At 37.5% G+C, this 23,651-nt stretch carries 21 protein-coding genes, 2 tRNA genes and 2 riboswitches; of the genes, 5 read left to right on the forward strand and 18 right to left on the reverse strand.

All coding sequences use genetic code 11. The features are described 5' to 3' along the window. Positions 1-7 precede the first annotated feature (7 nt). Positions 8-553 (reverse strand): hypothetical protein, encoded by a 546-nt coding sequence (locus tag AC0C45_RS27820; protein WP_233335406.1) that lies wholly within the window; start codon positions 551-553, stop codon positions 8-10. A gap of 321 nt (positions 554-874) precedes the next feature. Here AC0C45_RS27820 and AC0C45_RS27825 point away from each other — a divergent pair, with 321 nt between their 5' ends. Continuing rightward, entirely contained in the window at positions 875-2,188 is a 1,314-nt protein-coding gene (locus AC0C45_RS27825) for an APC family permease (protein ID WP_016762886.1), read from the forward strand. A gap of 132 nt (positions 2,189-2,320) precedes the next feature. On the opposite strand, the gene AC0C45_RS27830 is transcribed toward AC0C45_RS27825, so the two are convergent. From AC0C45_RS27830 to AC0C45_RS27850, 5 genes are all read right to left on the reverse strand, one after another. Next, complete coding sequence (locus AC0C45_RS27830) at positions 2,321-3,112, reverse strand: EcsC family protein (RefSeq protein ID WP_013081567.1); 792 nt, start codon at positions 3,110-3,112, stop codon at positions 2,321-2,323. A 24-nt stretch (positions 3,113-3,136) separates the two neighbouring features. After that, on the reverse strand, positions 3,137-3,742 hold the full coding sequence (locus AC0C45_RS27835; RefSeq protein ID WP_013081566.1) for a DedA family protein: 606 nt from the start codon (positions 3,740-3,742) through the stop codon (positions 3,137-3,139). Positions 3,743-3,902: 160 nt separating this feature from the next. Further along, on the reverse strand, positions 3,903-4,934 hold the full coding sequence (gene ytvI, locus AC0C45_RS27840; protein WP_016762885.1) for a sporulation integral membrane protein YtvI: 1,032 nt from the start codon (positions 4,932-4,934) through the stop codon (positions 3,903-3,905). Between the two features lie 213 nt (positions 4,935-5,147). After that, complete coding sequence (locus tag AC0C45_RS27845) at positions 5,148-6,407, reverse strand: cation:dicarboxylate symporter family transporter (RefSeq protein ID WP_016762884.1); 1,260 nt, start codon at positions 6,405-6,407, stop codon at positions 5,148-5,150. A gap of 106 nt (positions 6,408-6,513) precedes the next feature. After that, positions 6,514-6,653: riboswitch (cyclic di-AMP (ydaO/yuaA leader) on the reverse strand. A 272-nt stretch (positions 6,654-6,925) separates the two neighbouring features. Next, a complete protein-coding gene (locus tag AC0C45_RS27850; protein ID WP_013055186.1) occupies positions 6,926-7,750 on the reverse strand; it encodes an undecaprenyl-diphosphate phosphatase in 825 nt (274 codons plus the stop codon). Positions 7,751-8,206: 456 nt separating this feature from the next. Between AC0C45_RS27850 and AC0C45_RS27855 the strand changes: the two genes are divergently transcribed. The 3 genes from AC0C45_RS27855 to AC0C45_RS27865 all read left to right on the forward strand — a co-directional run bounded on the left by AC0C45_RS27855 (position 8,207) and on the right by AC0C45_RS27865 (position 10,742). Further along, positions 8,207-8,497: a hypothetical protein gene (locus AC0C45_RS27855; RefSeq protein WP_034654652.1), complete on the forward strand. Its 291-nt coding sequence runs from the start codon at positions 8,207-8,209 to the stop codon at positions 8,495-8,497. A gap of 81 nt (positions 8,498-8,578) precedes the next feature. Then, a riboswitch (TPP riboswitch) is annotated at positions 8,579-8,693 on the forward strand. A 113-nt stretch (positions 8,694-8,806) separates the two neighbouring features. After that, entirely contained in the window at positions 8,807-10,576 is a 1,770-nt protein-coding gene (thiC, locus tag AC0C45_RS27860; RefSeq protein WP_016762883.1) for a phosphomethylpyrimidine synthase ThiC, read from the forward strand. Then, positions 10,554-10,742 (forward strand): hypothetical protein, encoded by a 189-nt coding sequence (locus AC0C45_RS27865; protein ID WP_034654651.1) that lies wholly within the window; start codon positions 10,554-10,556, stop codon positions 10,740-10,742. Before thiC ends, AC0C45_RS27865 begins: the two co-directional genes overlap by 23 nt. A 113-nt stretch (positions 10,743-10,855) precedes the next feature. Here the strand turns inward: AC0C45_RS27865 and AC0C45_RS27870 are convergent, their stop codons facing one another. From AC0C45_RS27870 to queG, 8 genes are all read right to left on the reverse strand, one after another. Beyond that, complete coding sequence (locus AC0C45_RS27870; protein ID WP_228459479.1) at positions 10,856-11,311, reverse strand: VanZ family protein; 456 nt, start codon at positions 11,309-11,311, stop codon at positions 10,856-10,858. 259 nt (positions 11,312-11,570) lie between these two features. After that, positions 11,571-12,467, reverse strand: coding sequence for a cation diffusion facilitator family transporter (locus AC0C45_RS27875; protein ID WP_014461808.1), 897 nt, complete (start codon positions 12,465-12,467; stop codon positions 11,571-11,573). A gap of 144 nt (positions 12,468-12,611) precedes the next feature. Beyond that, entirely contained in the window at positions 12,612-13,643 is a 1,032-nt protein-coding gene (locus AC0C45_RS27880) for a DUF3231 family protein (RefSeq protein ID WP_472929173.1), read from the reverse strand. 104 nt (positions 13,644-13,747) lie between these two features. After that, complete coding sequence (yhbH, locus tag AC0C45_RS27885; RefSeq protein ID WP_013055180.1) at positions 13,748-14,926, reverse strand: sporulation protein YhbH; 1,179 nt, start codon at positions 14,924-14,926, stop codon at positions 13,748-13,750. Positions 14,927-15,250: 324 nt separating this feature from the next. Continuing rightward, a complete protein-coding gene (locus AC0C45_RS27890; RefSeq protein WP_013055179.1) occupies positions 15,251-17,146 on the reverse strand; it encodes a PrkA family serine protein kinase in 1,896 nt (631 codons plus the stop codon). A 458-nt stretch (positions 17,147-17,604) separates the two neighbouring features. After that, a complete protein-coding gene (gene trmL, locus AC0C45_RS27895) occupies positions 17,605-18,078 on the reverse strand; it encodes a tRNA (uridine(34)/cytosine(34)/5-carboxymethylaminomethyluridine(34)-2'-O)-methyltransferase TrmL (protein ID WP_016762878.1) in 474 nt (157 codons plus the stop codon). A gap of 64 nt (positions 18,079-18,142) precedes the next feature. Beyond that, a complete protein-coding gene (locus tag AC0C45_RS27900; RefSeq protein ID WP_237893380.1) occupies positions 18,143-19,030 on the reverse strand; it encodes an amidase domain-containing protein in 888 nt (295 codons plus the stop codon). Between the two features lie 72 nt (positions 19,031-19,102). Next, a complete protein-coding gene (gene queG / locus AC0C45_RS27905; protein WP_472929175.1) occupies positions 19,103-20,239 on the reverse strand; it encodes a tRNA epoxyqueuosine(34) reductase QueG in 1,137 nt (378 codons plus the stop codon). 129 nt (positions 20,240-20,368) lie between these two features. Between queG and AC0C45_RS27910 the strand changes: the two genes are divergently transcribed. Then, a complete protein-coding gene (locus AC0C45_RS27910; protein WP_034654644.1) occupies positions 20,369-21,034 on the forward strand; it encodes a B3/B4 domain-containing protein in 666 nt (221 codons plus the stop codon). A gap of 115 nt (positions 21,035-21,149) precedes the next feature. On the opposite strand, the gene AC0C45_RS27915 is transcribed toward AC0C45_RS27910, so the two are convergent. The 4 genes from AC0C45_RS27915 to AC0C45_RS27930 form a co-directional block, all read right to left on the reverse strand. After that, positions 21,150-21,223 (reverse strand) — tRNA-Gly (locus tag AC0C45_RS27915). A gap of 72 nt (positions 21,224-21,295) precedes the next feature. Next, a tRNA-Leu gene (locus AC0C45_RS27920) sits at positions 21,296-21,377 on the reverse strand. A gap of 230 nt (positions 21,378-21,607) precedes the next feature. Then, positions 21,608-23,338, reverse strand: a complete 1,731-nt coding sequence (locus AC0C45_RS27925; RefSeq protein ID WP_472929176.1) for a hypothetical protein — start codon at positions 23,336-23,338, stop codon at positions 21,608-21,610. After that, complete coding sequence (locus AC0C45_RS27930; RefSeq protein ID WP_472929177.1) at positions 23,328-23,606, reverse strand: hypothetical protein; 279 nt, start codon at positions 23,604-23,606, stop codon at positions 23,328-23,330. Before AC0C45_RS27930 ends, AC0C45_RS27925 begins: the two co-directional genes overlap by 11 nt. Positions 23,607-23,651: the final 45 nt, after the last annotated feature.

Genomic DNA, 23,651 nt, shown 5'->3' on the forward strand with positions numbered 1-23,651 from the left:
CTTACCATCAAATATCTAACGAGACATTTCCTTTTTCATCTATTGCCGTTGCATGCTCAAAAGCAGATGCTAGATTAATCTCTTTTCTCTCATACCATTTCGCTAAATCTTTGAATAACTCTTCTGTTTCAACCATTCTTGTGTCTACTCGCAGTTCAGTTTCATAGCTATGAAGAGACCAAGTGCTTTCACTAAATAAAGTCATTTCTACATCTAGACACATTTCTTTCCAATTAGTGGCACACAGAATAGGCTGATGCATGTCTGAACATGCAATGGTGTAACGGTTAGAGCCATTCTTATTCATAAAACAATGAACAAAAGAGGCACTCACATCGCCCTTACTAGTTTGTAAAGATTTATATAGTTGGATATCTAATAATGGAACGCTCCATTTTAATTTCATTTTTGGAAGAATTCTTTTTTTAACCGACTTGACCGTTAATTTAATAAAATAAACACCATCTTTTTTCGTTTCATCCAATACGACATGCACACCTGGTTCCTTGTTTATCTCCAAGTTTATATAGGGTGTAGCAATCACTTCCTTCATCTCCTTTACCATCATTCTTAACTTTGTATACCAACAAAAATGTAACCGCATTCAAAAATTTGTTTTCATATTTATTACAAGTAGATCACCCTAAACGAAGCTTTTTTACTTTCTTTCATTTTATGTAAAATACTTTCTAGACTCAATGGTAAAAATCAAAGTGAAAAAAAGCATTTTTTTGCTTTATCTAGTAATCAATTAAACGCTTTTTATCTCTTAGCGCGCAATTTTCTCTTCTTTTTCAAAAAAAGATGACAAACCTAATAATATAGTATAATAATAAATAATGCAGAATGATTATACACAGAAAGGATGACAAATATGAATCATGAACCTTCTCTTCTTAAACAACTAAAATTATGGCATATCGTCGTGATAGGCTTAGGCTACATGGCACCTATGGCCGTTTTTGATACATTTGGCATTGTAACTGAATCAACAGATGGACATGTTTCAGGCGCTTATGCATTCACGTTGATTGCTATTTTATTTACAGCCATTAGTTATGGAAAAATGGTAAAAGCTTTTCCCGGAGCTGGTTCCTCTTATACATACGCACAGCAAGTAATGAATCCAAGCATTGGTTTTTTGGTAGGATGGACGGCTCTTCTTGATTATCTATTTCTGCCAATGATCAATGCACTTTTGACAAATATTTACCTAAGCTCTCTGTTTCCAGGTGTTCCAAAGGCCGTATGGATTATCAGCTTTGTTGTGATCATGACCATAATGAATATTTTTAGCGTTCATTTAACCGTTTCTTTGGGTACGCTATTAGTTGCTTTTCAAATTTTAGTCGCTATTATCTTTATTATTTTAAGTGCTACAACTCAAGGCCAAGAGCTATCATTTAAACCGTTTATAAGTGAATCGGCCTCTATATCTCTGTTATTAAACGGAGCAGCTATTTTATGCTTTTCTTTTTTAGGATTTGATGCTGTAACCACCATGGCCGAAGAAACACTTAAGCCTGAGAAAACCATTCCTAAAGGGATTCTCATTATTGCATGTACGGGAGGCGCCTTATTTATCACAGTTTCTTACTTTGCTCAGCTCCTTTTCCCTTCAGCCTCTTTGTTTCATGATTTAGAAGGTGCATCAGCGGAAATTGCTTATAAAATTGGCGGCCAGCTTTTTCAATCTATTTTTGTAGCAGCGGCCTTGACTTCAACTATTGCTTCTGGACTTGTCTCACATATGAGTGCATCAAGACTTCTCTATGCAATTGGGAAAGATGGTTATCTTCCTCGGAGAATTTTTGGCTATATTCACCCTAAAACAAAGACGCCTATTTGGAACGTGGTGATTATTGGTGGCCTCTCTTTAATTTCACTAGGTCTGTCTCTTGAAAAAGCTACCTCTTTAATTAATTTTGGTGCTTTAATTGCTTTCAGTTCAGTGAACATAGCGGTTTTTATCCATTATTTTATTCATCAAAATAAGCGGTCTTTCAGTGGATATATTTCATATGTACTTATGCCTTTACTTGGCAGTTTATTTTTGTTTTTTATGTGGCTTAACTTAGAAACAACATCCTTATTTATCGGTATTATATGGAGTATAATCGGAATTATTTATTTACTGATTGCTAGACGAAAAAATACTATTACCATTCCTACTTTTTATTTTGATTAAGGAACTAGACTTAACACATGAAAGCTACATTTACTATACCAATGAAAAAATCCGAACGTATTTGATTCTCAACCAAGAATCAAACTCGTTCGGATTTTTCTTCAACTAAAATACTTTCGTACCAGTCTCTTTTTATTTTTGCGATTGTGAGACTTTTTCCAAAATACGTCTTTTACGATAAAGCATCATTCCAACTTCCCCTATATCGCTAATTGCTTGTTTGTTAATATACGCTCCAAATACCATTCCTGCTATAGGAATCATTTGGAACAGCTTTTTCCAGCCCAAGTTGTCCCTGTAGGTTAGAAACACTTCTCTCCACCCTTGCAGCTGCTGCAAGCTCTGCGTTCGATTTCCGCTTGCTAATTCTTCTAAAATCGCACGTTTCCCTACAATGTCAGAAGACGAAAACTGCATGCATTTGACCATAAAAATTCGTTCCTCTTGCTCAGTGGGGTCGTAACCATAAGAAACAGCCACTTCTTGCAGTGTCTTAAGTGTAAGCCCTAATACAAAAGGAACATCAATAGCTAGTGTAAAAATCCCGCCTATCCCGGTTGTGGCTCCTTGAAGCTGTGCGTTCTTTTTTCGGACTTCAATAAAATGCTCTGCCAATTCATCCATTTCTTGCAGAGATAAATGCTGAATATCCTCTATCGAAAGCTGTTTCTTTTCTTGTAATTGTGCTGATGCTTTTTCTAGCGTGGCAGACGTATTAGCTAAATACTGGCCTCCATTATCAACATACTTAGCAATTTCATCTAATAATTTTTCTATTTTTTGATGAATGAATTTTGGCGTTACTTTATCTAAAGCTGAAAAAGGCAAACGAGCCAGCCGCTCCCAGAAAAAAAGTCCTTTTTGGTCTTTCTCCCACTTTTCAATTTTTCGTAACTCTACTCTTAACTGCTCATGCTCTGACATATCCTCACTCTTTTCCTCGATTTATCAGCTCTGCCCTACTTGTTTATTTCGCACATATTTAATGATAAAAAACAATGCAATTAAAACAACAATTCCGATTCCAATAGGCTGCATATATTGAGACACAATCGGCCCCACCTCTTTCCACTTAGGTCCTAACTTATATCCTAAATATACGTAAATAGCCGTTACTGGAAGCATCGCCACAAATGTATAAATAGAAAACAGCCATACATTCATTTTTGCCATCCCGCACGGAAAAGAGATAGCCGTGCGCACTCCTGGAATAAAGCGTCCAAAAAAAGCAACCCCGCTGCCGTACTTATTAAAAAAGCGATCGGCGGCGTCAATTTCTTTTTCTTTCACCAAAAAGTATTTTCCATATTTTAAAACCAGCGGTCGTCCACCGTAACGTCCCAGTCCATAAAGAGTCAACGGTCCACAAACACCGCCTACTGTACCTGCAAGGATAGCCAGATACAAGTTCATATCACCTTGGTACACCCAATAACCTACTAAAGGTAAAACAAGCTCTGCCGGGACAAACTCAAACGTTAATGCTAGAATTACGCCAAAATAAGAGAGCTGTTTTAGCGCTTCAATTAAAGAAAGTAAAACCGACTCTAACAAAAATTCTCCTCCTCATATCATTAAATCTAAGACTGCAAAACTATAATTTAGCCGATTGATAGATAAAAACCAACGCGGCATAGTTTTTTCCTTTCCCTCTTTACGTATTACGTACTACAAAAGTTTCAATAAAAAAAAGCGCTAGTTTTATCCAGCACTTTTATAGTTTAAAGTTAATTTGAATAATACCTACTTTACGAAGAGCATCGTATAAAATAACTAAAGCCGGTCCTAAAAATAATCCGACAAAGCCTAAAAGTTTAAATCCAATGTACAAACTAACTAGTGCAGCCAAAGGTGAAATACCCATATTTGTAGAAAATACTTTTGGTTCTACTACACGTCTTACTACCGTAATGACTCCAAATAGAATAAATAAGCCGATTGCTAATGAGTCATGCCCTTGCGTAAGAGCAAAAATCCCCCATGGAACGAGCACCGAGCCTGTCCCAAGGATTGGTAAGATATCGACAATTACAATTAATAAACTAAGCAGCGCGGTATACGGAACATCTAATAACCAAAGCCCTACATAAGCCATTACAAACGTCATGACACTTAAGATAATTTGTGCCTTAATAAAACCAACCCCCGCTTGGATAAGCTGAGTGATGACAACTTGTAGCTTATATTTCGTTTCTTCTGTTAAAAATGACTTAATTTTATTTTTAATAGCAGGCAGCTCAAGGCTGATAAATACAAGTGCTACTAAATAAATAAGAAACTCTAATAGAAACCCAGGAACAGTAGCAGCAAAACTAATGATGATTTCCACGGTACTTTTTAATAGAGAATCTAATGAATTTACGGTTTTTTCAAGCGTGCGCTCGATAGAAGAAATCACTTCTGTAGGAAGAGCGTTTGAATAGTATTTCCACTTAATAATAGTTGGAAAAATCGCGGTTTCATAGATTTCTTTTACAAAGGAAGGCGCTATTTTTGAAAGAGCAACCACTTGCGTAACGATTGTCCGAACAATAAAAAATCCAATAAGTATGAGCGAAACAACATATAAAATGAAGGTCATAAGCACTGCATAGACTCTCTTCATTTTAAAAGATTGATGCAATTTTTGAACAATACCCTCAAGCGCTAATGCTGTTAATAAAGCAAACACAATTGGTAAACTGTAAGGGATTAACAAACATACGATTACTATCGAGGCGATGACCCATATTCGCTTTTTCCACATACTCTACTATCCCCCTACTAGCTAAGCTATCTCTATATTTATTGATAAAGAAAGGAACCAGTGACTGCTTTTATGTAAGAATAAAATTTGGATATATTTATACCTGATGTTACATATTATAGGGTCAATTCCCATAATAATAAAGGAATTATTATGAAAAAAGCTACTTATTCTAATTTTTCGAATAGAATAAGTAGCTTTTTAATTTATAAATTAGCCGGCTCTCATGATCTCTGTACCTTTTTTAGGGTCAAATTTGCCTTCAGATTTAGACATCACAATTGCTGCTAGTGTGTTTCCTACTAAGTTAACAACCGTACGTGCCATATCCATGATTCTGTCTACTCCAGCAATGAAGGCTAATCCTTCTGCCGGAACACCGATTGTTCCAAGAGTAGCCAGTAATACAACAAATGATGTTCCTGGCACGGCAGCCATTCCTTTAGATGTAACCATCAATACCAGGATAAGCGTCAGCTGTTGAACGATCGTTAAATCAATACCGTACACCTGCGCTAAGAATAACGCTGCAATCGCTTGATAAAGAACGGAACCATCTAGGTTAAATGTATAACCAATTGGTACAACGAACGATACGATAGCTTTTGGACAGCCCATCTTTTCAAGTTTTTCCATAATACGCGGAAGAACTGTCTCAGAACTAGATGTACTGTATGCTAACAATAGTTCATCTTTCATATAGCGGAATAAGTGGAAAATGTTAATTCCTGCCCATTTCGCAATTCCTCCTAATACAACAAGTAGGAAGAAAATTAAAGCTAAGTAAACTAAGATAACAAGCTTTCCTAATGAAAGAAGTGAATCTAAGCCGAATTTTGAAACTGTTACACCAATTAAAGCAAATACACCAATTGGCGCCACTTTCATTACAAGGTTTACCACGTGAAACATTGCGTGAGAAACACCGTCGAAGAATTGTACAACTGGCTTTCCTCTTTCTCCAATTGCCGCTACTCCAAGTGCAAATAACACTGTAAAGAAGATAATTGCTAGCATGTCTCCTTCAACAATTGACTGGAAAAAGTTTGTCGGAACAATGTGTAAGAAAGTTTCAGCCACTGACTTTCCTTCTTGCTGTTCGGATGTTTCAACGTATTGTGAAATATCACTCTTCTGTGCTGAATGAATGTCTACACCTTGCCCAGGATGAAAAATATTAGCAATCAATACACCGATTACAATTGCAAAAGTCGTAATAATTTCAAAATAGAGAATGGTTTTAACGCCGAGCTTTCCGACCTGTTTACCGCTCCCTGCTCCTGCAACTCCAACGACTAAGCTTGAGATAACAATTGGAATAACAATCATCTTAATTAATCTTAAAAACAGGTCTCCTAGCGGCTGTAGGTATGTTACTACACGCGGATCATTAAACCAAATTACCCCTACAAGAACACCGAGGATTAATCCGGTAAAAATCTGCGTAGCCAAACCAAAACGAATTTTTTTCATAGATGTACCTCCCCAAAGATGTATGACATTTGTATATACTTTTCTGAAAAAACAAAAAAAGACTATTCTTAAGAAAGAACAGCCTTTTACTTACGCTATTTTGGGCTCTTTCTCTCAATGAAGCAAACGGGGTTAACTGTCGGATTCGGAATTGAGAGTTTCCTACCTTTTGTAAGGATTCACCCCAAGGCAGCTTTACTGCCGATAATGATTCCCCCGCTCTATACGATTAAGCTTATTATTCAGTTTTTATAAAATTAAAACGATCTATACGTTGTCATACGTTTTTTACAGTCAATAAAACTAAACAGAAGTCTTACTTTTACTTAACTTTATACTGCACAAATATTAATTTACTATTTTTCGACACGTTTTGTCAATACCTATGTTTATAAAACGCTTTCAAAAGGCGATAATATATATTTATGCAAAAAAGCTATTGCAATGTTGCAATAGCTTTTTCTTGCTCTTTGAGTCTCTATTAGAAGTTTAAGGGAATAAAGAACACGCGTATTTTTTTATAAAAATACAAAATATAGAATAGCTGCTAAAACAATTCGATATAGTGCAAATGGTACTAATTTGATACGATTAATTAATTTCAAGAAAAAGCGAATAGATACCAGCGCAAAAATAAAGGCGCTGATAAAACCAGCAATAAAAAACGGTAGTGCATCTGATGTGAAATACTGCCAGTTTTTAACCAATGAAAGTCCACTTGCTCCTGCCATGATTGGCACTGCCATAATAAATGTAAAATCTGCCGCTGCCTTATGGCTCATTCCAAGAAGAACCCCTCCTGAAATCGTTGAGCCTGAACGAGAAAAACCTGGCCAAAGAGCAATACATTGAAACAGTCCTATACCCAGTGCTTGTCCATAAGACATTTGGTCCACCGTCTCTACACGCGGACGTTTAGGTCCAAACAAATCTGCTAGAATCATTAATACAGCTCCGACTACTAAGCCAATTAGTACCGTATTTAAAGAAAACAAATGTTCATCAATGTAATCATCAAACAAAAGTCCTAACACTCCTGCAGGTAACAGTCCAACAATTACCTGCATTAAATTCAAGCGATTTGTCGGTCCAATTGGAGCAGCTGGCTTTTTTCCCAATCCTAATAAATTAATGAAACGATCTTTAAAAATAACTACTACTGCTAAGATCGAACCTAGCTGAATAACAATTTTAAATGTATTAGCTACTGGAGATGAAAATAATTCTTTGGAATTTAACCACAGGTCATCCACAATAATCATATGCCCAGTTGACGAAACAGGAGCAAACTCTGTTAAACCTTCTACAATCCCTAAAATGATTGCTACAATAATTTCCCACATAAAGCTATGTACCTTGCCTTTCTTTCAAATTAATAAGCTTATCGCTTCGTTTTACATGCTCAACTATTTTCCTATTTTGACACTTGCTTTTTTATCATAATTGTTAAAACTATGAAATACAATGTGTATTTGCAAAAAGATAAGAATCTTTAATAATTCGTAATAAAAACCTTACATGCTATAATCAAAAAACACGATATCAGCTTTTATTTATTTTAGAAAGCAGTCACTATGTTCGGTATAAATTCCGGTCCCTTAGCTAAAAATGAATCATCTAGACTATTTTTCTTTAGTATAAAAAATGACTAAATCATTATGTTTTTTCCATCCCCTTTACTGTCATCTATCATTTTAATCAACTAGTGCTTGCTTATACGACATATCCCCTAAGTAATTTGAAACTTTTTTCTCTCTTTTCTCGTATATAGTAGTATCTTTTTTAGGAGGCTTTTTACTATGAATGGAAATGTACGTACAATGAAATGGGTCACTGCTGGGTATGAAGCCTTGCTGGGAATTCCTTTAATTGGCGCGGGGATTGTTATGGGCTTTAGTTATACTCCTCTTTTTATTGGATTTATTCTTCATGCTATCACGCTCATTTTAGCTAATAGACGAGGGTTATCTGCGTATGGAAACATACTAGGGATTGTTACTTCACTGATTGCTTGGATTCCATTTTTAGGGTTTATCATGCATATTATTACAGCTATTGTGATTGCAATCGATGCTGCTAGACAACGCTAATTGTCTAGCTTTTTTTATTTAAGGGTTGATTTTTTACTGAATGATGGTAAACTTAAGCCGTAAATTGAATAATTTGAATGTTATTTCTACTAGGGGTGTCTGATAGCTCAGACTGAGAGAAGAGTGCAATAAAACTCTTTAACCCTTTGAACCTGATTTGGGTTATACCAGCGGAGGGAAGTAGTCTTGAAAAGAATAGTATATGTTTATTCTTTTTTCGCCTATTCCATCGGGTTCTGTCTATCACAGAACCCGATTTTTTTATGGTTCGGTATAGCTACACTTTATGCGAAACCGGAGGAATATGTAATGTCAAAACAAAATGTATCAGTTTCTATGAAAAAGCCTTTTCCAAACAGTCACAAAGTATATGTCCAAGGATCTAGAGAAGACCTTAAAGTGCCTATGCGTGAAATTCATCAGTCTCCTACTACAGGATCTTTTGGGGAAGAAGAAAATAGTCCCGTACGTGTATACGACACGAGCGGTGTTTATACAGATCCCTGTTATGAAATTAATTTACAAAAAGGATTACCGGCTCTGCGTGAAAAGTGGATTGCAGAACGAAACGATGTAGAAACATATCAAGGCCGTACGGTTCAGCCACAGGATAACGGGTATTATGATGGTGATCCAAGAGATCAGTATGAGCGCTTTATCACTAATCGTTTACCTTTGCGCGCGAAAAAAAATCAAAATGTAACGCAAATGCACTATGCAAAAAAAGGAATCATCACGCCCGAAATGGAATTTATCGCTATTCGTGAACAGATGGATCCTGAAGTCGTGCGTGAAGAAGTAGCAAGAGGACGTGCGATTATCCCTAATAATATCAATCACCCTGAGAGCGAACCGATGATTATCGGCCGCAAATTCCATGTGAAAATCAATGCTAATATCGGAAATTCAGCTATTCGTTCAGCTATTGAAGATGAAGTAGAAAAAATGACATGGGCAACGCGTTGGGGAGCCGATACAATTATGGATTTATCAACAGGAAAGGATATCCACACAACGCGCGAATGGATTATCCGCAACTCGCCTGTTCCTGTAGGGACCGTTCCTATTTACCAAGCGCTTGAAAAAGTAAAAGGTGTAGCAGAAGATCTAACGTGGGAAGCATATCGCGATACATTAATTGAACAAGCAGAGCAAGGTGTTGATTACTTTACTATTCACGCAGGTGTACTTTTACGCTATATTCCTCTAACAGCGAAACGTACGACAGGTATTGTTTCACGCGGAGGATCCATCTTGGCGCAGTGGTGTTTAGCTCATCATGAAGAGAACTTTTTATATACTCGCTTTGAAGAAATCTGTGAAATCTGTAAAGCATACGATATTTCTATTTCGCTTGGCGATGGGCTACGTCCTGGTTCCATTGCAGATGCTAATGATGAGGCACAGTTCGGTGAATTAGAAACGCTTGGTGAATTAACTAAAATTGCTTGGAAACACGATGTTCAAGTTATGATTGAAGGCCCTGGACATGTCCCTATGCACCTCATCAAAGAAAACGTAGATAAACAAATGGAAATATGCCAAGAAGCTCCCTTCTATACTCTTGGACCGCTTACAACCGACATCGCTCCAGGCTATGACCATATTACATCAGGTATCGGGGCTGCAATGATTGGCTGGTTTGGGACAGCTATGCTTTGCTACGTAACGCCAAAAGAACATTTAGGTCTGCCAAATAAAGAAGACGTTCGAGAAGGCGTTATCACCTATAAAATTGCTGCGCATGCCGCTGACCTAGCAAAAGGCCATCCAGGAGCACAAAAACGCGATAACGCGCTGTCTAAAGCAAGATTTGAATTTAGATGGAATGATCAATTTAACCTGTCACTAGATCCAGAGCGCGCAAAAGAATATCACGATGAAACACTTCCCGCTGAAGGTGCTAAAACAGCCCATTTCTGTTCAATGTGTGGACCTAAATTCTGTTCGATGCGTATTTCTCAAGATATTCGTAACATGGCTCAAGAAAATGAAAAAGATGTAAACGAAGTAAGAAAAGAAGGAATGAAAGAAAAAGCTAAAGAGTTTGTTAACAGTGGTTCAAATATCTATCAATAATGAAGTAGAACAGCTTAAAGAACAAATTAAGCAGCTTGAAAGAAAGTTATTATTTGTTCAGCAAAATTGTCAGCACATTATCGTTGAATCCTCACATTCTTCCGTAAGACGCTGCATTAAGTGTTTCTATCAGCAAGAAGCAAAAGCTGAGCCAGAAATATTTTAGTTGAAGAAAAATCCGAACGATTCATCGTTCGGATCTTTTCATTGTGATGGTAAACGTAGACTTCATATCTGTAGCTGCTTTCTAGCTATTGATTCAGTTATGTCTCCATCTCTTTATCTTTTTTTGAAACGTGCTTTCAGCACGTTCTTGACCCAATATAGTATTTTAATAATAACCCAGCCTATAAATGTACCTAGCGTATTCAAAAAGATATCATCAATATCAAATACTCGTTCCGTTAGCTTGTACTGTAAAATTTCAATCAGAAAACTGATTAAGAAACCTGTCGTAAACACTTGAATAAAACCGTCAAACCACTTCATAAACAAAGGGATAAACATTCCAAGCGGCGCAAACATCACGATATTCCCCAGTATATTTGTCAGAGTGAGCATTATATTCCCGCTGTCCCACATCAGACGGATCGTGCTAAATAAATCCAAGTTCATTGCTTTTCCGTAAACATGTTCGTTTTCCCGTATGAGAGTAGCATAAATGACCACTGCCGTATACGCAATAAATAGAATGAACATGACTTTTTTAACGATTGACCTGATGCTTACATTCACTTCAACATCACCTTCTTTGACTCCCAAAACCATTTATTATTATCTATATGTACCCGTCCACTGCTTTCATTCGTAGTGAATGCATTTACATGCTTTTTTATCCTATCACATCAATAAATAAATACAATTCCCTTTATACAATTTTATTAAACTTGATTCTTTATAAATAAAAATCCTCATTATTTTATGCTACTCATTTCATTAATTTCTACATATATAAATAATAAGAAGCAGCGAGTAACACTTCGCTGCTTCTTATTTAATCTGGATAATAAGGATTCAAATGGATTAATACTTCCTGAATATTATCATGTTTTTTCATAAGTGTTGCTTTGATTTCTCGTCCTAAATCATGACCTTCCTTAATTGTTTTAAAGTGGTCAATTGAAATACGTACATCCACTAATATGTAATGGCCATGTTCTCTTGCTCGAACGCGATCAATCCGCTTCACATCTTCAAATTCATAAATGCTTTCTTCAAGTTCTTTCAGTAGCTCTTCATCAATATTGCCTTCCATTAAGATTTGAAAAGACTCTCCCATCATTTGTCTGGCAATGTTAAAAATTAAATAAGCAACAAATATACTTGCTATTTTATCTCCGTATAACAGCAGTTGAACATCCATTTTATCACCAATAATCGATAATAAAACACCAATTGCCGCTGCAATAGAAGCAACAATATCTGCTTTATGATCAAAAGCAATTGCCTCAATTGCCTTACTGTGGTGCTGCTTCGCTACGTTTAAAGAATAACGGTACAACAATACCTTTGCTATGTATGAAATAACAGCAATCCACATGGCTAAAATATTTGGAGATTCAACCGGATGGAATAAACCAACGACTCCTTCAAATACCACATAAAATGATACAAGCAATAAAATAATTCCTACGATTCCTGAGACAATCACTTCTGCTTTTCCATGTCCATATGGATGGTCATCATCTGCTGGTTTATTTGCTACTCGTATAACCAATAAGACAATAATAGAGGCAAATACGTCCGCTGCAGAGTGAATACCATCAGCAAATACAGCATCACTATTTCCAATCCATCCTACTATTACTTTTCCTAGCGTAAGAGCAATATTGCTCCATACGCTAATCCATGCTACTTTTTTCGCAATGGACTCCCTTATACTGTTGTTCATTTCCACACCTCGACTTACTTCTTGAAAAATCAGCTTTTTTATCTTATCACTGCTCATTCAAGTGGGTCTAGAGCAATCTATTTTCGCTTAGCTATATATGTTTCAGTACCGCAAAATTACTGATAACCCACAACATGCTCCTTATTATTTCTCCGCCAACTTCTTACGGTCTGTTGCCATTGGAGGTTCTTCCATCCAACCTTGCTCAATCATAATCCGAATTCCATCTTTTCCGTACTTTCCTATACGTCCAATTAGCTGAGAAAATTCTACTGCTACATCCGAACGGAACGACATAGACAAGCCAGCACCGCAGTTATCAATAGCGATCGTCACCGCTGCGGAAGTATGATACATCATCAGTTTATCTGAAAACGGTGAAATCGTTGAGTTGGTTACATACGCATCAAGCAGACGCGGACTTGGTAAATCAGCTTCAGACAGTAACTCGGTAAAGTGCTTGATTTGCTTACTCGCAAGCTTGACTCCATCAAAAAAATAAGAGCGTAATTTTTGTGTGGTGGCTACTTGACTAAAGGCCAGCATCAGCGTTTTACCTAATACATTTGTATTAACAATTTCTTGAATAGCCGTAATCTCCAAAGAAGTTAGAGGATGCATTTGAGAGAAAAGTGGTGATATAAACGTTTTCTGGTCCACAAAATTCACTTTTACAGGATAAGGAATAAACGGAGGTCTCATCAGCATGCTTTTTCTTAAAATAACGTGGTTAGAACTCTCTAAAAGACTGTCGCTCTCTTTTACACATCGAGACAGGTGATCATAAATATCTTGCCTTCTCACTGCGCTTAGGGCTCTGGCATATTTCTTCATACCTCCAATTGCCATTTCATTTACATAAATAGCCATAAAAATTTCATCAAATAAAGCAGGAACTCCTTTGTTCCCATCTTGTTCCCCAAAACCTACTTGTATTGGAATTTTTTCCGAACTGAATAATTCCGTCAATTCGTCTACATGAGTTTGTGAAATCTGATGGGCTTTTTTTAAGAGCTCCTTAATCTCGGCATCTTTTACAACAGATAGAAAATACCCAAGAACACATACATACAGCGTATCGCCTAAATATTGCGCCCATAAGTAACCTAATTCAGCTGCGTTCAACCGCTGATTTTGTTGATGTTTTTGCATTTCGCTCTTTATATTTTCGTTCATTCACTTATTCTCCTTTTGGATAAAGTCGTACTTTTACTATCTCCAAAGAAGCGCTGAATAAACCGCATAAAAAAGACCTAGATAACAAGTCTAGGCCTTTTAGGTTACGCATATTTCTGGTCTTCTGTTTCTTTTCTAAAAAAGCTTTTCATCGCGTGAAAAACGTCTGATTTTTGTTTTAAAATAAAGTGTCTAAAACTTTCGTCTTGAATATTTTTGTAAGCAGACATTAAAGTGGAATGTCGATTGTACTGATTCACTTCCCCATATCCAAACATATTTGACACTTTCATTAATTCATTTACTAACTTTACACACCTTGCGTTATCTGAAGTTAAGTTATCGCCATCTGAAAAATGGAACGGGTAAATATTATAGCGGCTCGGATCATACTTTTGGTTAATTAATTCAAGCGCTTTTCGATAAGCAGATGAACAGATGGTTCCTCCGCTTTCTCCTTTGGAGAAAAAGTCTTCTTCTGATACTACTTTTGCCTCTGTATGATGCGCAATAAATTCAATTTCCACTGTTTCATATTTCGTACGTAAAAAGCGTGTCATCCAAAAGAAAAAGCTTCGTGCCATATACTTTTCCCATATGCCCATCGAACCGCTCGTATCCATCATAGCTAAGACGACTGCTTTCGATTCCGGCTTTATAACTTCATTCCACGTTTTGAATTTTAAATCTTCCGGATAAATAGGATGAAAAGCAGCCTTTCCTGTCATTGCGTTTCGCTTATAAGCGCTCATCATCGTTCGTTTTTTATCAATATTCCCCATCAAACCTGTACGTCGTATATCATTAAATTCAATGTGTTCCACAACAATTTGATCAGATTCTTTTCGCTGAAGATTAGGCAGTTCTAATTGAGCAAATAAAGCCTCTTGAAGCTCCATAAGAGACACTTCTGCTTCAAAGTAATCTTCTCCAGCCTGGTCACCTGCTCCTTGACCTTTCCCTGCTCCTTTTTGACCATCTCCAGCAGATCCATCACGTGCTACTACATCCCCAACTTTACTGTCTCCATCACCTTGACCCACATGTTTGTTTTTATCATAATTGTACCGAATTCGATATTCATCCAATGATTTGATCGGAATTTTAACAACTTCTCTTCCATTGGACATCACGATATTTTCTTCTGTAATTAAATCCGGTAAATTATTTTTAATTGCTTCTTTAATTTTTTCTTGATGTCTTTTTTGATCATCGTGGCCTTTACGATGGAGGGACCAGTCTTCTTTTGAGACAGCAAAACTTTTATCTACTTCTTTTCCCACGCTATTCCCCTCCTTATTTAAAAAACACCTGCACGTTTTTACTCGGCATGCATAAGCTATACCGAAAGTTTCTGACAAATACCTTTAGTTCAAAGGTTGGTTACTCTTATCCTATGCGCAAGAATGGTATACTTGCTAACTAATTCTTTCACTATTAACTATTCATTTTATAGTGTCTAGTGTCATGTATATGTTTATGACTTATCATATGATGGTTAAGTGCAATGCGTACTACACATTAGCCTAATTATGCAGAGTTTATTTTAAGAGATAAGAAAAACATGGCACAGATCGGAAGTGCCATGTTTTCTTGTTAGTACTGAGTTATCGATTTAACAAACTTCCTACATAGCGCAGCAGTTCATTAGCAGATACTGAATTGTATCCATGCTCATCAATCAATCGAGCCACTACTTCATTTACTTTCTTCAGCTGCTGCTCATCTGGTGTTTTAGTGGATGTTGTAATTTTCACTACGTCTTTTAAATCCGCAAACAATTTTTTCTGAATCGCTTCGCGTAAACGCTCATGGGAATTATAATCAAATCGTTTTCCTTTACGTGCATAAGCCGAAATACGAATTAGGATTTCTTCGCGGAATGCTTTTTTTGCATTTTCTGAAATACCAATTTGTTCTTCAATTGAACGCATTAATTTATCATCTGGATTTAACTCTTCTCCTGTTAGCGGATCACGAAGCTTATTTTTGTTGCAGTATGCTTCGACATTATCTAAATAATTATCCATTAATGTTTTAGCGGACTCTTCATACGAATAAACGAACGCTTTTTGCACTTCTTTTTTAGCAATTTCATCATATTCTTTACGCGCCAGAGAAATATAATTCAGGTAACGCTCTCGATCCTCAGCAGAAATAGACGCATGCTGTGCCAGCCCTTCTTTCAATGAACGCAGTACATCTAATGCATTGATTGATTTAATATCTTTTCGAATGATGGTAGATGAAATGCGATTAATGACATAACGAGGATCAATACCGCTCATTCCTTCATCCGTATACTCTTTTTGTAACTCTTCTACGTCTGCATCGTTATAGCCTTCTACAGATTGACCGTCGTATAGGCGCATCTTCTTTAATAAATCGATATCGCCTTTTTTAGGCTCTTTTAATCTCGTTAATGTAGTAAAGATAGAAGCAATACGTAACGTATGAGGGGCAATATGAACATCTGATACGTCACTTTCACGAATCATCTTGTCATAAATTTTTTCCTCATCACTCACTTTTAAGTTATATGGAACAGGCATTACAATAATTCGTGAATGCAAAGCTTCATTTTTCTTATTGGAAATAAACGAGCGATACTCTGTTTCATTCGTATGCGCTACGATTAATTCATCTGCACTAATTAAAGCAAATCTTCCTGCTTTAAAGTTTCCTTCTTGGGTTAAAGAGAGTAAATGCCATAAAAATTTCTCATCACATTTTAACATCTCCTGGAACTCCATCATTCCCCGGTTTGCTTTATTAAGCTCTCCGTCAAAGCGGTAAGCACGCGGATCTGATTCAGATCCATACTCTGCAATTGTTGAAAAGTCAATGCTTCCTGTTAGGTCGGCAATGTCTTGAGATTTCGGATCAGAAGGACTGAACGTTCCAATTCCAGTTCGTTTGTCCTCTGAGAAGAAAATGCGTTCGATAATGACGTCTTCAATTCTCCCGCCATACTCTTCCTCTAATCGCATTGTATTTAAAGGAGATAAGTTTCCTTCGATTCGGATACCATACTCTTCAAAGAAGTCTTTACGTAAATGATGTGGAATTAAATGCAGCGGATCTTCATGCATTGGGCATCCTTTAATAGCATAAACAGCTCCTCGATCAGTAAGCGAATAAGCTTCAAGCCCTCTTTTTAACATGGTCACTAGCGTCGATTTACCACCACTTACTGGACCCATTAAAAGTAAAATACGTTTACGAACATCTAAACGCTTTGCAGCTGGATGAAAATATTCTTCCACCAAGCGTTCTAGCGAATCTTCAAGTCCAAACATTTGTCCACTGAAAAATTTATAATGTCTTTTACCATTTACCTCTTCAATTCCTGCATCCTTTATCATGTTATATACTCTAGAGTGTGCAGGCTGAGCAATTAAAGGCTCATCTTTAATCAGCTTTAGGTACTCTTCAAATGTCCCTTCCCACTTAAGACGATTCTCTTCTTCGCGGTATCTTTCAACTTTCTTTAATATATCCATTAAAGGACCTCCCCTACTAGTTATGGTGCTAGTGAACAAGATTAATACAATCTATGCAGCAAAATGTTTGAACATGCTTTTTAAATTGTAAAATTCAGAAATTTGTCCTTGCTAGGCATTCACAGTAAAGTATTTATTAGCTATAATAAAAGAGTAAGAAGGAACGGCTAAACTTTGTTAGAGAACTTATGTCTCTAGAAGAGTTATTTTGTCATTATTATCGTCATGAGATATGGGAAGTCGGTTTTAACTGCAGTAGCTATATAATCCTTTTAATTAGATTGAGGAGGAAAATCAATGCGCTTACTTTTAGTATTAGGAGTAACAATTGCTTTTTTAGCATCCATCTTCAGAGCGGGATACAATGATAAACCGGGCGTTAAAAAATAACCACTACATATCATCGTCGACATAAATAAAAAAGCGAGGTTCAATAAAATTTGAACCTCGCTTTTTACTTAAGATAAACCAGCATAATTTTGTTGACGCAGCGCTTCATAGATTAAAATAGCTGCTGTATTAGATAAATTTAAAGAACGAACATTTTCTGTCATCGGTAAACGAAGACATCTTTCCATGTTCTCTTCAATAATGTGCTTTGGCAGACCCTTTGTTTCTCTTCCAAATACGAAGAAATGATCCTGCTCTAAGTCACTATAATCAAATGTTGTGTGTGGCTGCTGACCAAATTTTGTGATGAAGTAGAAACCTGCTTCAGGATACTTTTCGAATACTTCCTCTAATGAATCATGATACACCACATTTACAAATTCCCAATAATCCAATCCAGCTCGCTTTAACATTTTATCATCTGTTGAAAAGCCTAACGGACGAACTAAATGCAGCGTCGTATTTGTTGCTGCACATGTTCGCGCAATATTTCCTGTATTTGCTGGAATTTCTGGTTGAAATAACACTACGTGTACTCCCACAAATTTTCACCTCTGCTAACAAATCTATTCATCATTATACCACTAACTTGCTAAAACGAAAGACTTACCGATCAACGATATGGAAAAAATCATACTTAATCTTTGGCGTGTAAGCCGTTGAATCTTCATAAGCCCAATATCTCATTCGACTATTATACGTGTTCGCATTCACAAGAGGCATACCGTGACCGTCTTTTGCTACAACAATCGTCGTATGATTCCATCTTCCATCTCCTTCAAAATCGTAGCAGATAACGTCTCCCGGGACAAGTTCGCTTGCTGAAGATTTCCTCACAGCCCGAAGTCCTGATTTGGAGTTACTTAAATAGCTGTGCATGGAATGAGCAACTGCCCAGCTATAGCTCCAGGCGTTCCCTCTCATCCACCATCCGTTTGCTTTTTTAGGATATCCCCGCATCGGCGCCTTTCCTGCATGCAAACACTGTGAAATATAGTTGGTGCAGTTTACCTCAAACTGCTTATAACTCTCATTAGGTTTATCCCAATGTTTTTCTGCATACTGAACAGCCGCAAGACGATCATAATAAGAGGCTCTTTCTTCGTCTTCCTCTACTTCTTCTACATACATCTCAGCCTTATCTTCAGAAAAACCCTTTACCAGCAGCTCATCTTGAATAAGCGTATCTTTATAAAAAAGAGCTAAACGATCTTCAATTTCTTCCTCTATATAGAAAAAATCGTTTTGTTTTAAAAATGCCTGAATGTGCACCTTATATAATACTCTTGTTTCTTCCTGATCCGTATGAGCAGATTGAATAGAACCTTTCATATTACATTTTAAAACATCAACTTCTCTTTTTTTTATAAGAGACCGCTTTAGCTCACACTGATGTTCAATGAAAGGCTTAAAGTCTTCATGAAGCTCACCTTTTACATAGCTGTCCGCACGCGCTTTAATTAAAGTATATAATACATTCCTTTTTGTTAGCATAATGTCACCACTTTTCTAAGCGTTTATTATACGCTATGACTCATTAGCTAACTTTATCAATAAAAATAAGGTTTAGATCTCTTGAAGCCTCTCTATACCTTTTGACATTTCTTCAATTACTTCTTGGTCCTTTTCTTTTTCTCTTAAGTTCATAAGTATATCTAACGCTTCTTTATCGCCAATTTTGCCTAACGCCCATGCCGCTGTTCCTCGAATGACAGGGCGAACGTCATTTTTAATTAATTCAATTAAATCTGGAACGGCGGTTTGATCTTTAAAATGGGCCAGTGCAATAATGGCATTACGCTGAATTGGCTTTTTCCCTCTCCAAGAACCTGAAACATGTCCAAATTTCTCTTTGAATTCACGATTACTCATCGTTAAAAGCGGTTTTAATTTAGGCTTCGCAAGTTCTGGGTCAGGCTCCATCTCAGAGTGAAAATGAAAGTCTTTTCCTTTATTTTCAGGACACACAGTTTGACATGTATCACAGCCATATAAACGATTGCCTAATTTACTTCGAAATTCTTCAGCTAAAAATCCTTTTGTTTGGGTTAAAAAGGCAATGCATCGCTGCGAATTCAGCTGACCACCTGTTACAAGCGCACCCGTAGGGCACGCATCAACACACTTATTACAAGTACCACAACCGTCCTCTATCGGTTTATCAGGAGGAAACGGGATATCTGTAATCATTTCTCCTAAATACACGTAGGAACCAAATTCAGGTGTAATAATGGCACAGTTCTTACCGCTCCAGCCAATACCAGCTCTTTCTGCTACAGCTCGGTCCGACAGCTCACCTGTGTCTACCATCGATTGAAGGATAGCTGCAGGTACTTTTTCTTTTATGAAGGTTTCAAGCTTTTGAAGCCTATCACGTAGAACCGTATGATAATCTTGCCCCCAAGAAGCACGGCAAAAGATTCCTCGACGATCTTCCTTTGTGCTCTTTGGTGCATCCTTTAATTTAGAAGGATACGCAAGTGCAATTGAAATAATCGATCTAGCTTTTGGAACAACTAATGTGGGATCTACTCTCTTTTCAATATCAGGTTCTTCAAAGCCTGAAGCATAACCTAACTCTTGCTGTGCTAACAATCGATTCTTTAACTCATCAAACATGGAAGCACTCGCAAATCCAATCTTATCGATTCCAATCTCTTTGCTATATGAAATAATTTCTTCCTTCAACTGATACGCATTCATAGTGAATAATGGCCTCCTTTCTAAGAAATTCTATATATTCATGCATTGAACTGTTTTCTCACTCAACGAAATGATAGGATGGTATCTATAAACGAACAAATACTAATTATAATAGAAAGGATCAAAAAAATGAACTTTACATTATCGCCCGCTATTAAACAGCTTTGCCCTTCTTTTAAAATGGGAATCATTCAATATAAAAATATTGAAGTTGGTGATTCTCCTCAAATGCTAAAAGGACGTCTGCGCCTCTTTCAAGAATCCATTTATTTCGACCTTGAGTCAAAAAAAGTAACAGAATTCGAAGGTGTTAGCGAGTGGAGAAAGCTTTTCAAAACATTTGGAACTGATCCAAGTAAATACCGTCCTTCTATAGAAGCTTTAATTAGAAGAATAGGAAAACAAACGTATTTGCCTTCTATCAATTCTGCTGTGGACATTAACAACTTTTTTTCATTGCAATATGAAGTCCCAATTGGAATTTATGATTCCTCTAATTTAGAAGGCCCCATCGAATTTACTATCGGTAAAAAAGAAGAGTCTTATGAAGCTCTAAATGAACGTAACATTTCTTTAGAAAATAAAATCATTTCTAAAGATGCCCTAGGAGCTTTCGGAAGCCCTTATGTCGATTCTAACCGAGCGTACGTAACTGAAAAGACAACACAAGCTGTACAGTTCATTTATTTAAAGCCTTCACTTTCAGAAGAACAGGCTTATAAACTAACTAAATCCCTAAGTGACATGTTCATTCAAATTCACGGCGGCGCAGCAACTTATCAAGTCATTAACTGATGTACGTAAATATAGCGTCTATCTTTTCAAGATAGACGCTATATTTACGCTAAAAATAAAAAACGCAACATCTCAGCTTTGAAAGCGAGACACTGCGTTGTGATAACAATATGTATGGAGCGGGTGATGAGAATCGAACTCACGACATCAGCTTGGAAGGCTGAGGTTTTACCACTAAACTACACCCGCAAATATTATCAAAATTTGTCGACCGATAAGTAAAAATAAAAACAGGAATCATCCTGTCAAGTAAAGCTAAAGTACCGATGGTCGGGGTCGAACCGACACTCCCGAAGGAACACGATTTTGAGTCGTGCGCGTCTGCCAATTCCGCCACATCGGCATAGTATCGAGCTTTCTACTACGTTTGTTCCGTATTACTACGTACGATCACGTTCAAAAGCGATAATGTAATTATAGTACGATATAGCTAAAGAGTCAACACCTTTTTCGAAAAAAATTGTCGAAGTATGTTTACGCTGGTTGTACGTTGGGTACATACGGCATTTTAGGCGAGTTTCTTCCTATTATATATGTAGAACGGAGCAAGCCGAAGAGGCTACTCCGTTATTTTTATGCGCCTGCCTCGCCAGCAAGATAAATTTTACGAGCTAATGACGCAGCAAACTTATCGATATCAGCCTCTTCACGGACGACGATACTATCCGCAAGTTTAGCTATATTGATTCCGCCGTTACCTTTCGCATATTGGCGGTTCTCTTTAGCCGTTAATACACGCTCGTTCTTATGCAGAGTCGCCTGATAACCGTTGTAAGGCACGCGTGATAGGCCGTGGTAATGTTTTTTACCAGATTTCTTAGACGGACCCATTCCGGCTTTTGCGTCGCCAATACTTGGCATTTTGAAGCTCGGCATTTTGAAGCTTTTTACTGCACTAACAAATCCGCTAAATTTCGCCTTTACTCCATCAATCCAGTCACCTACTGCTCCGAATACTGACGCTGCTTTTGATTTTATTGTATCCCAGTTCCCGCAAAGCTTAATACCTGCTGCGATAAGTGCGCCAATAGGACCGGAGAACGCTAGTATTTTCGTAATAAGTGAACCGAATTTAGCCCATAACTGCTGTGCTTTCGCTTTTACCGTATCCCAGTTGCGATATAAAAGAACACCTGCTGCTACTAGACCGGCGATTGCTGCTGCGACTAATCCGATAGGATTGGCTGCCATCGCCGTATTTAGCGCCCACTGAGTTACTGTCATTGTCGCTGCTACTGCTTGATAAGACCGCATTAAGGTGACGATAGCGCCAATAGCCGTAAGAGCTACAACGGATGCTTTATACGCAATGAACGCCGTAGTAGCAACTAATACAACGTCTTTCACGGAAGTAATCTTTTCAAGAAATCCGGTGAGATTATCTACGACCTTTAATACTGCCTGCCCTAACGGAGCTAATGCTGTACCTACGTTTACAATAGTATTCGCTACGTTTGTTAGCGTGTTCCATAAAGTAGGTCCGTTGGTTTGGACATACGCGACGAAGTCCTTAAACCCTTGCGTACCGCTTAAACTTGTCGCCCACTCTTTAAACTTTTGCGTAAGACTGACTAGACTCGTCTCCATACTCACTCCTAAAGGCTGGAAAGCTTGTAGCAGACTCACAACGCCGGAAAATGTGTTTGTAGCGACCTGCGCGAAATTAGTTAGGCTTCTAGCTGCATTCGTCTCTAACCAGGTAAAGAACTTTGTTGCTGCTGAACCCTCTAGCGATTTATTAAGGTTTTGCATTAACCCAACTACCGCCCTAGATACATTCGAAATAGTAGGAGCCATCTTTGTCAGAATGGTTTGTGTAGCGTTCAATCCTTCGGAAAATGCTTGGAATATCGGATTCTCAAATTGCTTCGTAAACCCGCCCCAGAAGCCTTTGAATTCTTGTAAATCCGTCAGAGCGCCACGCTGAGCCTTACTCATGCCTTTATATAACGCTGCGAGCTCTTTCTGCGCTGCCATACGTTCTTTCACCGTATCAGCTTGATCGATTTTTTCTTGAATCTTTCCTAACTCTTCGGATGCGTCAAATACCTTCGTTAATGCGGAAGTTGCTACGGCACCATATGCGACAGCTCCGACGCCTGCAGCTGCGAAACTAGCGCCTAATGCACCGACGGCAGCCACTCCGACAGCAGTCGTTGTAGACATCGCTGACCCTAAGCTAGCAACCGCAATACTAGTTGACGCTGTCGCCATTTTCATCGCTTTGGTTTGAGCGATAATTCTTTTCATTTTACCGGAGTAGTCGTCTTTAAGCTTTAATACCGCCGTTAAGTCATAAGCCACGTCGCGTTACCTCCCCTCGTAAGTGTCCTATTTCTAGTGTTTTATCGTATAATTTGTTATAGTCCACGCTTGCACGGTACATAAACCCAAACGCGGTGCATTCATCGATAAGTCGTAATCCTAACTGGCGTAATTTAGCATCAGTATGGTGATCAAAATATTCGCGGAACTGCTGTACATCTGTGATATATTTTGGCGGTACATCAAAAAATATAGAATTCCCCAAAGCTTCAACTGCGTTATCAAACTCGATTAATTGTTTATCCATCGTTATCTCTCCTTTTTCATATTAAAAAAGAGCCGCCAAATGGCA

The sequence above is a fragment of the Priestia sp. VA7 genome, from assembly GCF_055710015.1.

Coding starts and splice junctions, on each gene's coding strand:
- AC0C45_RS27820 (WP_233335406.1), bottom strand. CDS start 553: ATGAAGGAAGTGATTGCTACACCCTATATAAACTTGGAGATAAACAAG.
- AC0C45_RS27825 (WP_016762886.1), top strand. CDS start 875: ATGAATCATGAACCTTCTCTTCTTAAACAACTAAAATTATGGCATATC.
- AC0C45_RS27830 (WP_013081567.1), bottom strand. CDS start 3,112: ATGTCAGAGCATGAGCAGTTAAGAGTAGAGTTACGAAAAATTGAAAAG.
- ytvI (WP_016762885.1), bottom strand. CDS start 4,934: ATGTGGAAAAAGCGAATATGGGTCATCGCCTCGATAGTAATCGTATGT.
- AC0C45_RS27845 (WP_016762884.1), bottom strand. CDS start 6,407: ATGAAAAAAATTCGTTTTGGTTTGGCTACGCAGATTTTTACCGGATTA.
- AC0C45_RS27850 (WP_013055186.1), bottom strand. CDS start 7,750: ATGTGGGAAATTATTGTAGCAATCATTTTAGGGATTGTAGAAGGTTTA.
- AC0C45_RS27855 (WP_034654652.1), top strand. CDS start 8,207: ATGAATGGAAATGTACGTACAATGAAATGGGTCACTGCTGGGTATGAA.
- thiC (WP_016762883.1), top strand. CDS start 8,807: ATGTCAAAACAAAATGTATCAGTTTCTATGAAAAAGCCTTTTCCAAAC.
- AC0C45_RS27875 (WP_014461808.1), bottom strand. CDS start 12,467: ATGAACAACAGTATAAGGGAGTCCATTGCGAAAAAAGTAGCATGGATT.
- AC0C45_RS27880 (WP_472929173.1), bottom strand. CDS start 13,643: ATGAACGAAAATATAAAGAGCGAAATGCAAAAACATCAACAAAATCAG.
- AC0C45_RS27890 (WP_013055179.1), bottom strand. CDS start 17,146: ATGGATATATTAAAGAAAGTTGAAAGATACCGCGAAGAAGAGAATCGT.
- AC0C45_RS27900 (WP_237893380.1), bottom strand. CDS start 19,030: ATGCTAACAAAAAGGAATGTATTATATACTTTAATTAAAGCGCGTGCG.
- queG (WP_472929175.1), bottom strand. CDS start 20,239: ATGAATGCGTATCAGTTGAAGGAAGAAATTATTTCATATAGCAAAGAG.
- AC0C45_RS27910 (WP_034654644.1), top strand. CDS start 20,369: ATGAACTTTACATTATCGCCCGCTATTAAACAGCTTTGCCCTTCTTTT.
- AC0C45_RS27930 (WP_472929177.1), bottom strand. CDS start 23,606: ATGGATAAACAATTAATCGAGTTTGATAACGCAGTTGAAGCTTTGGGG.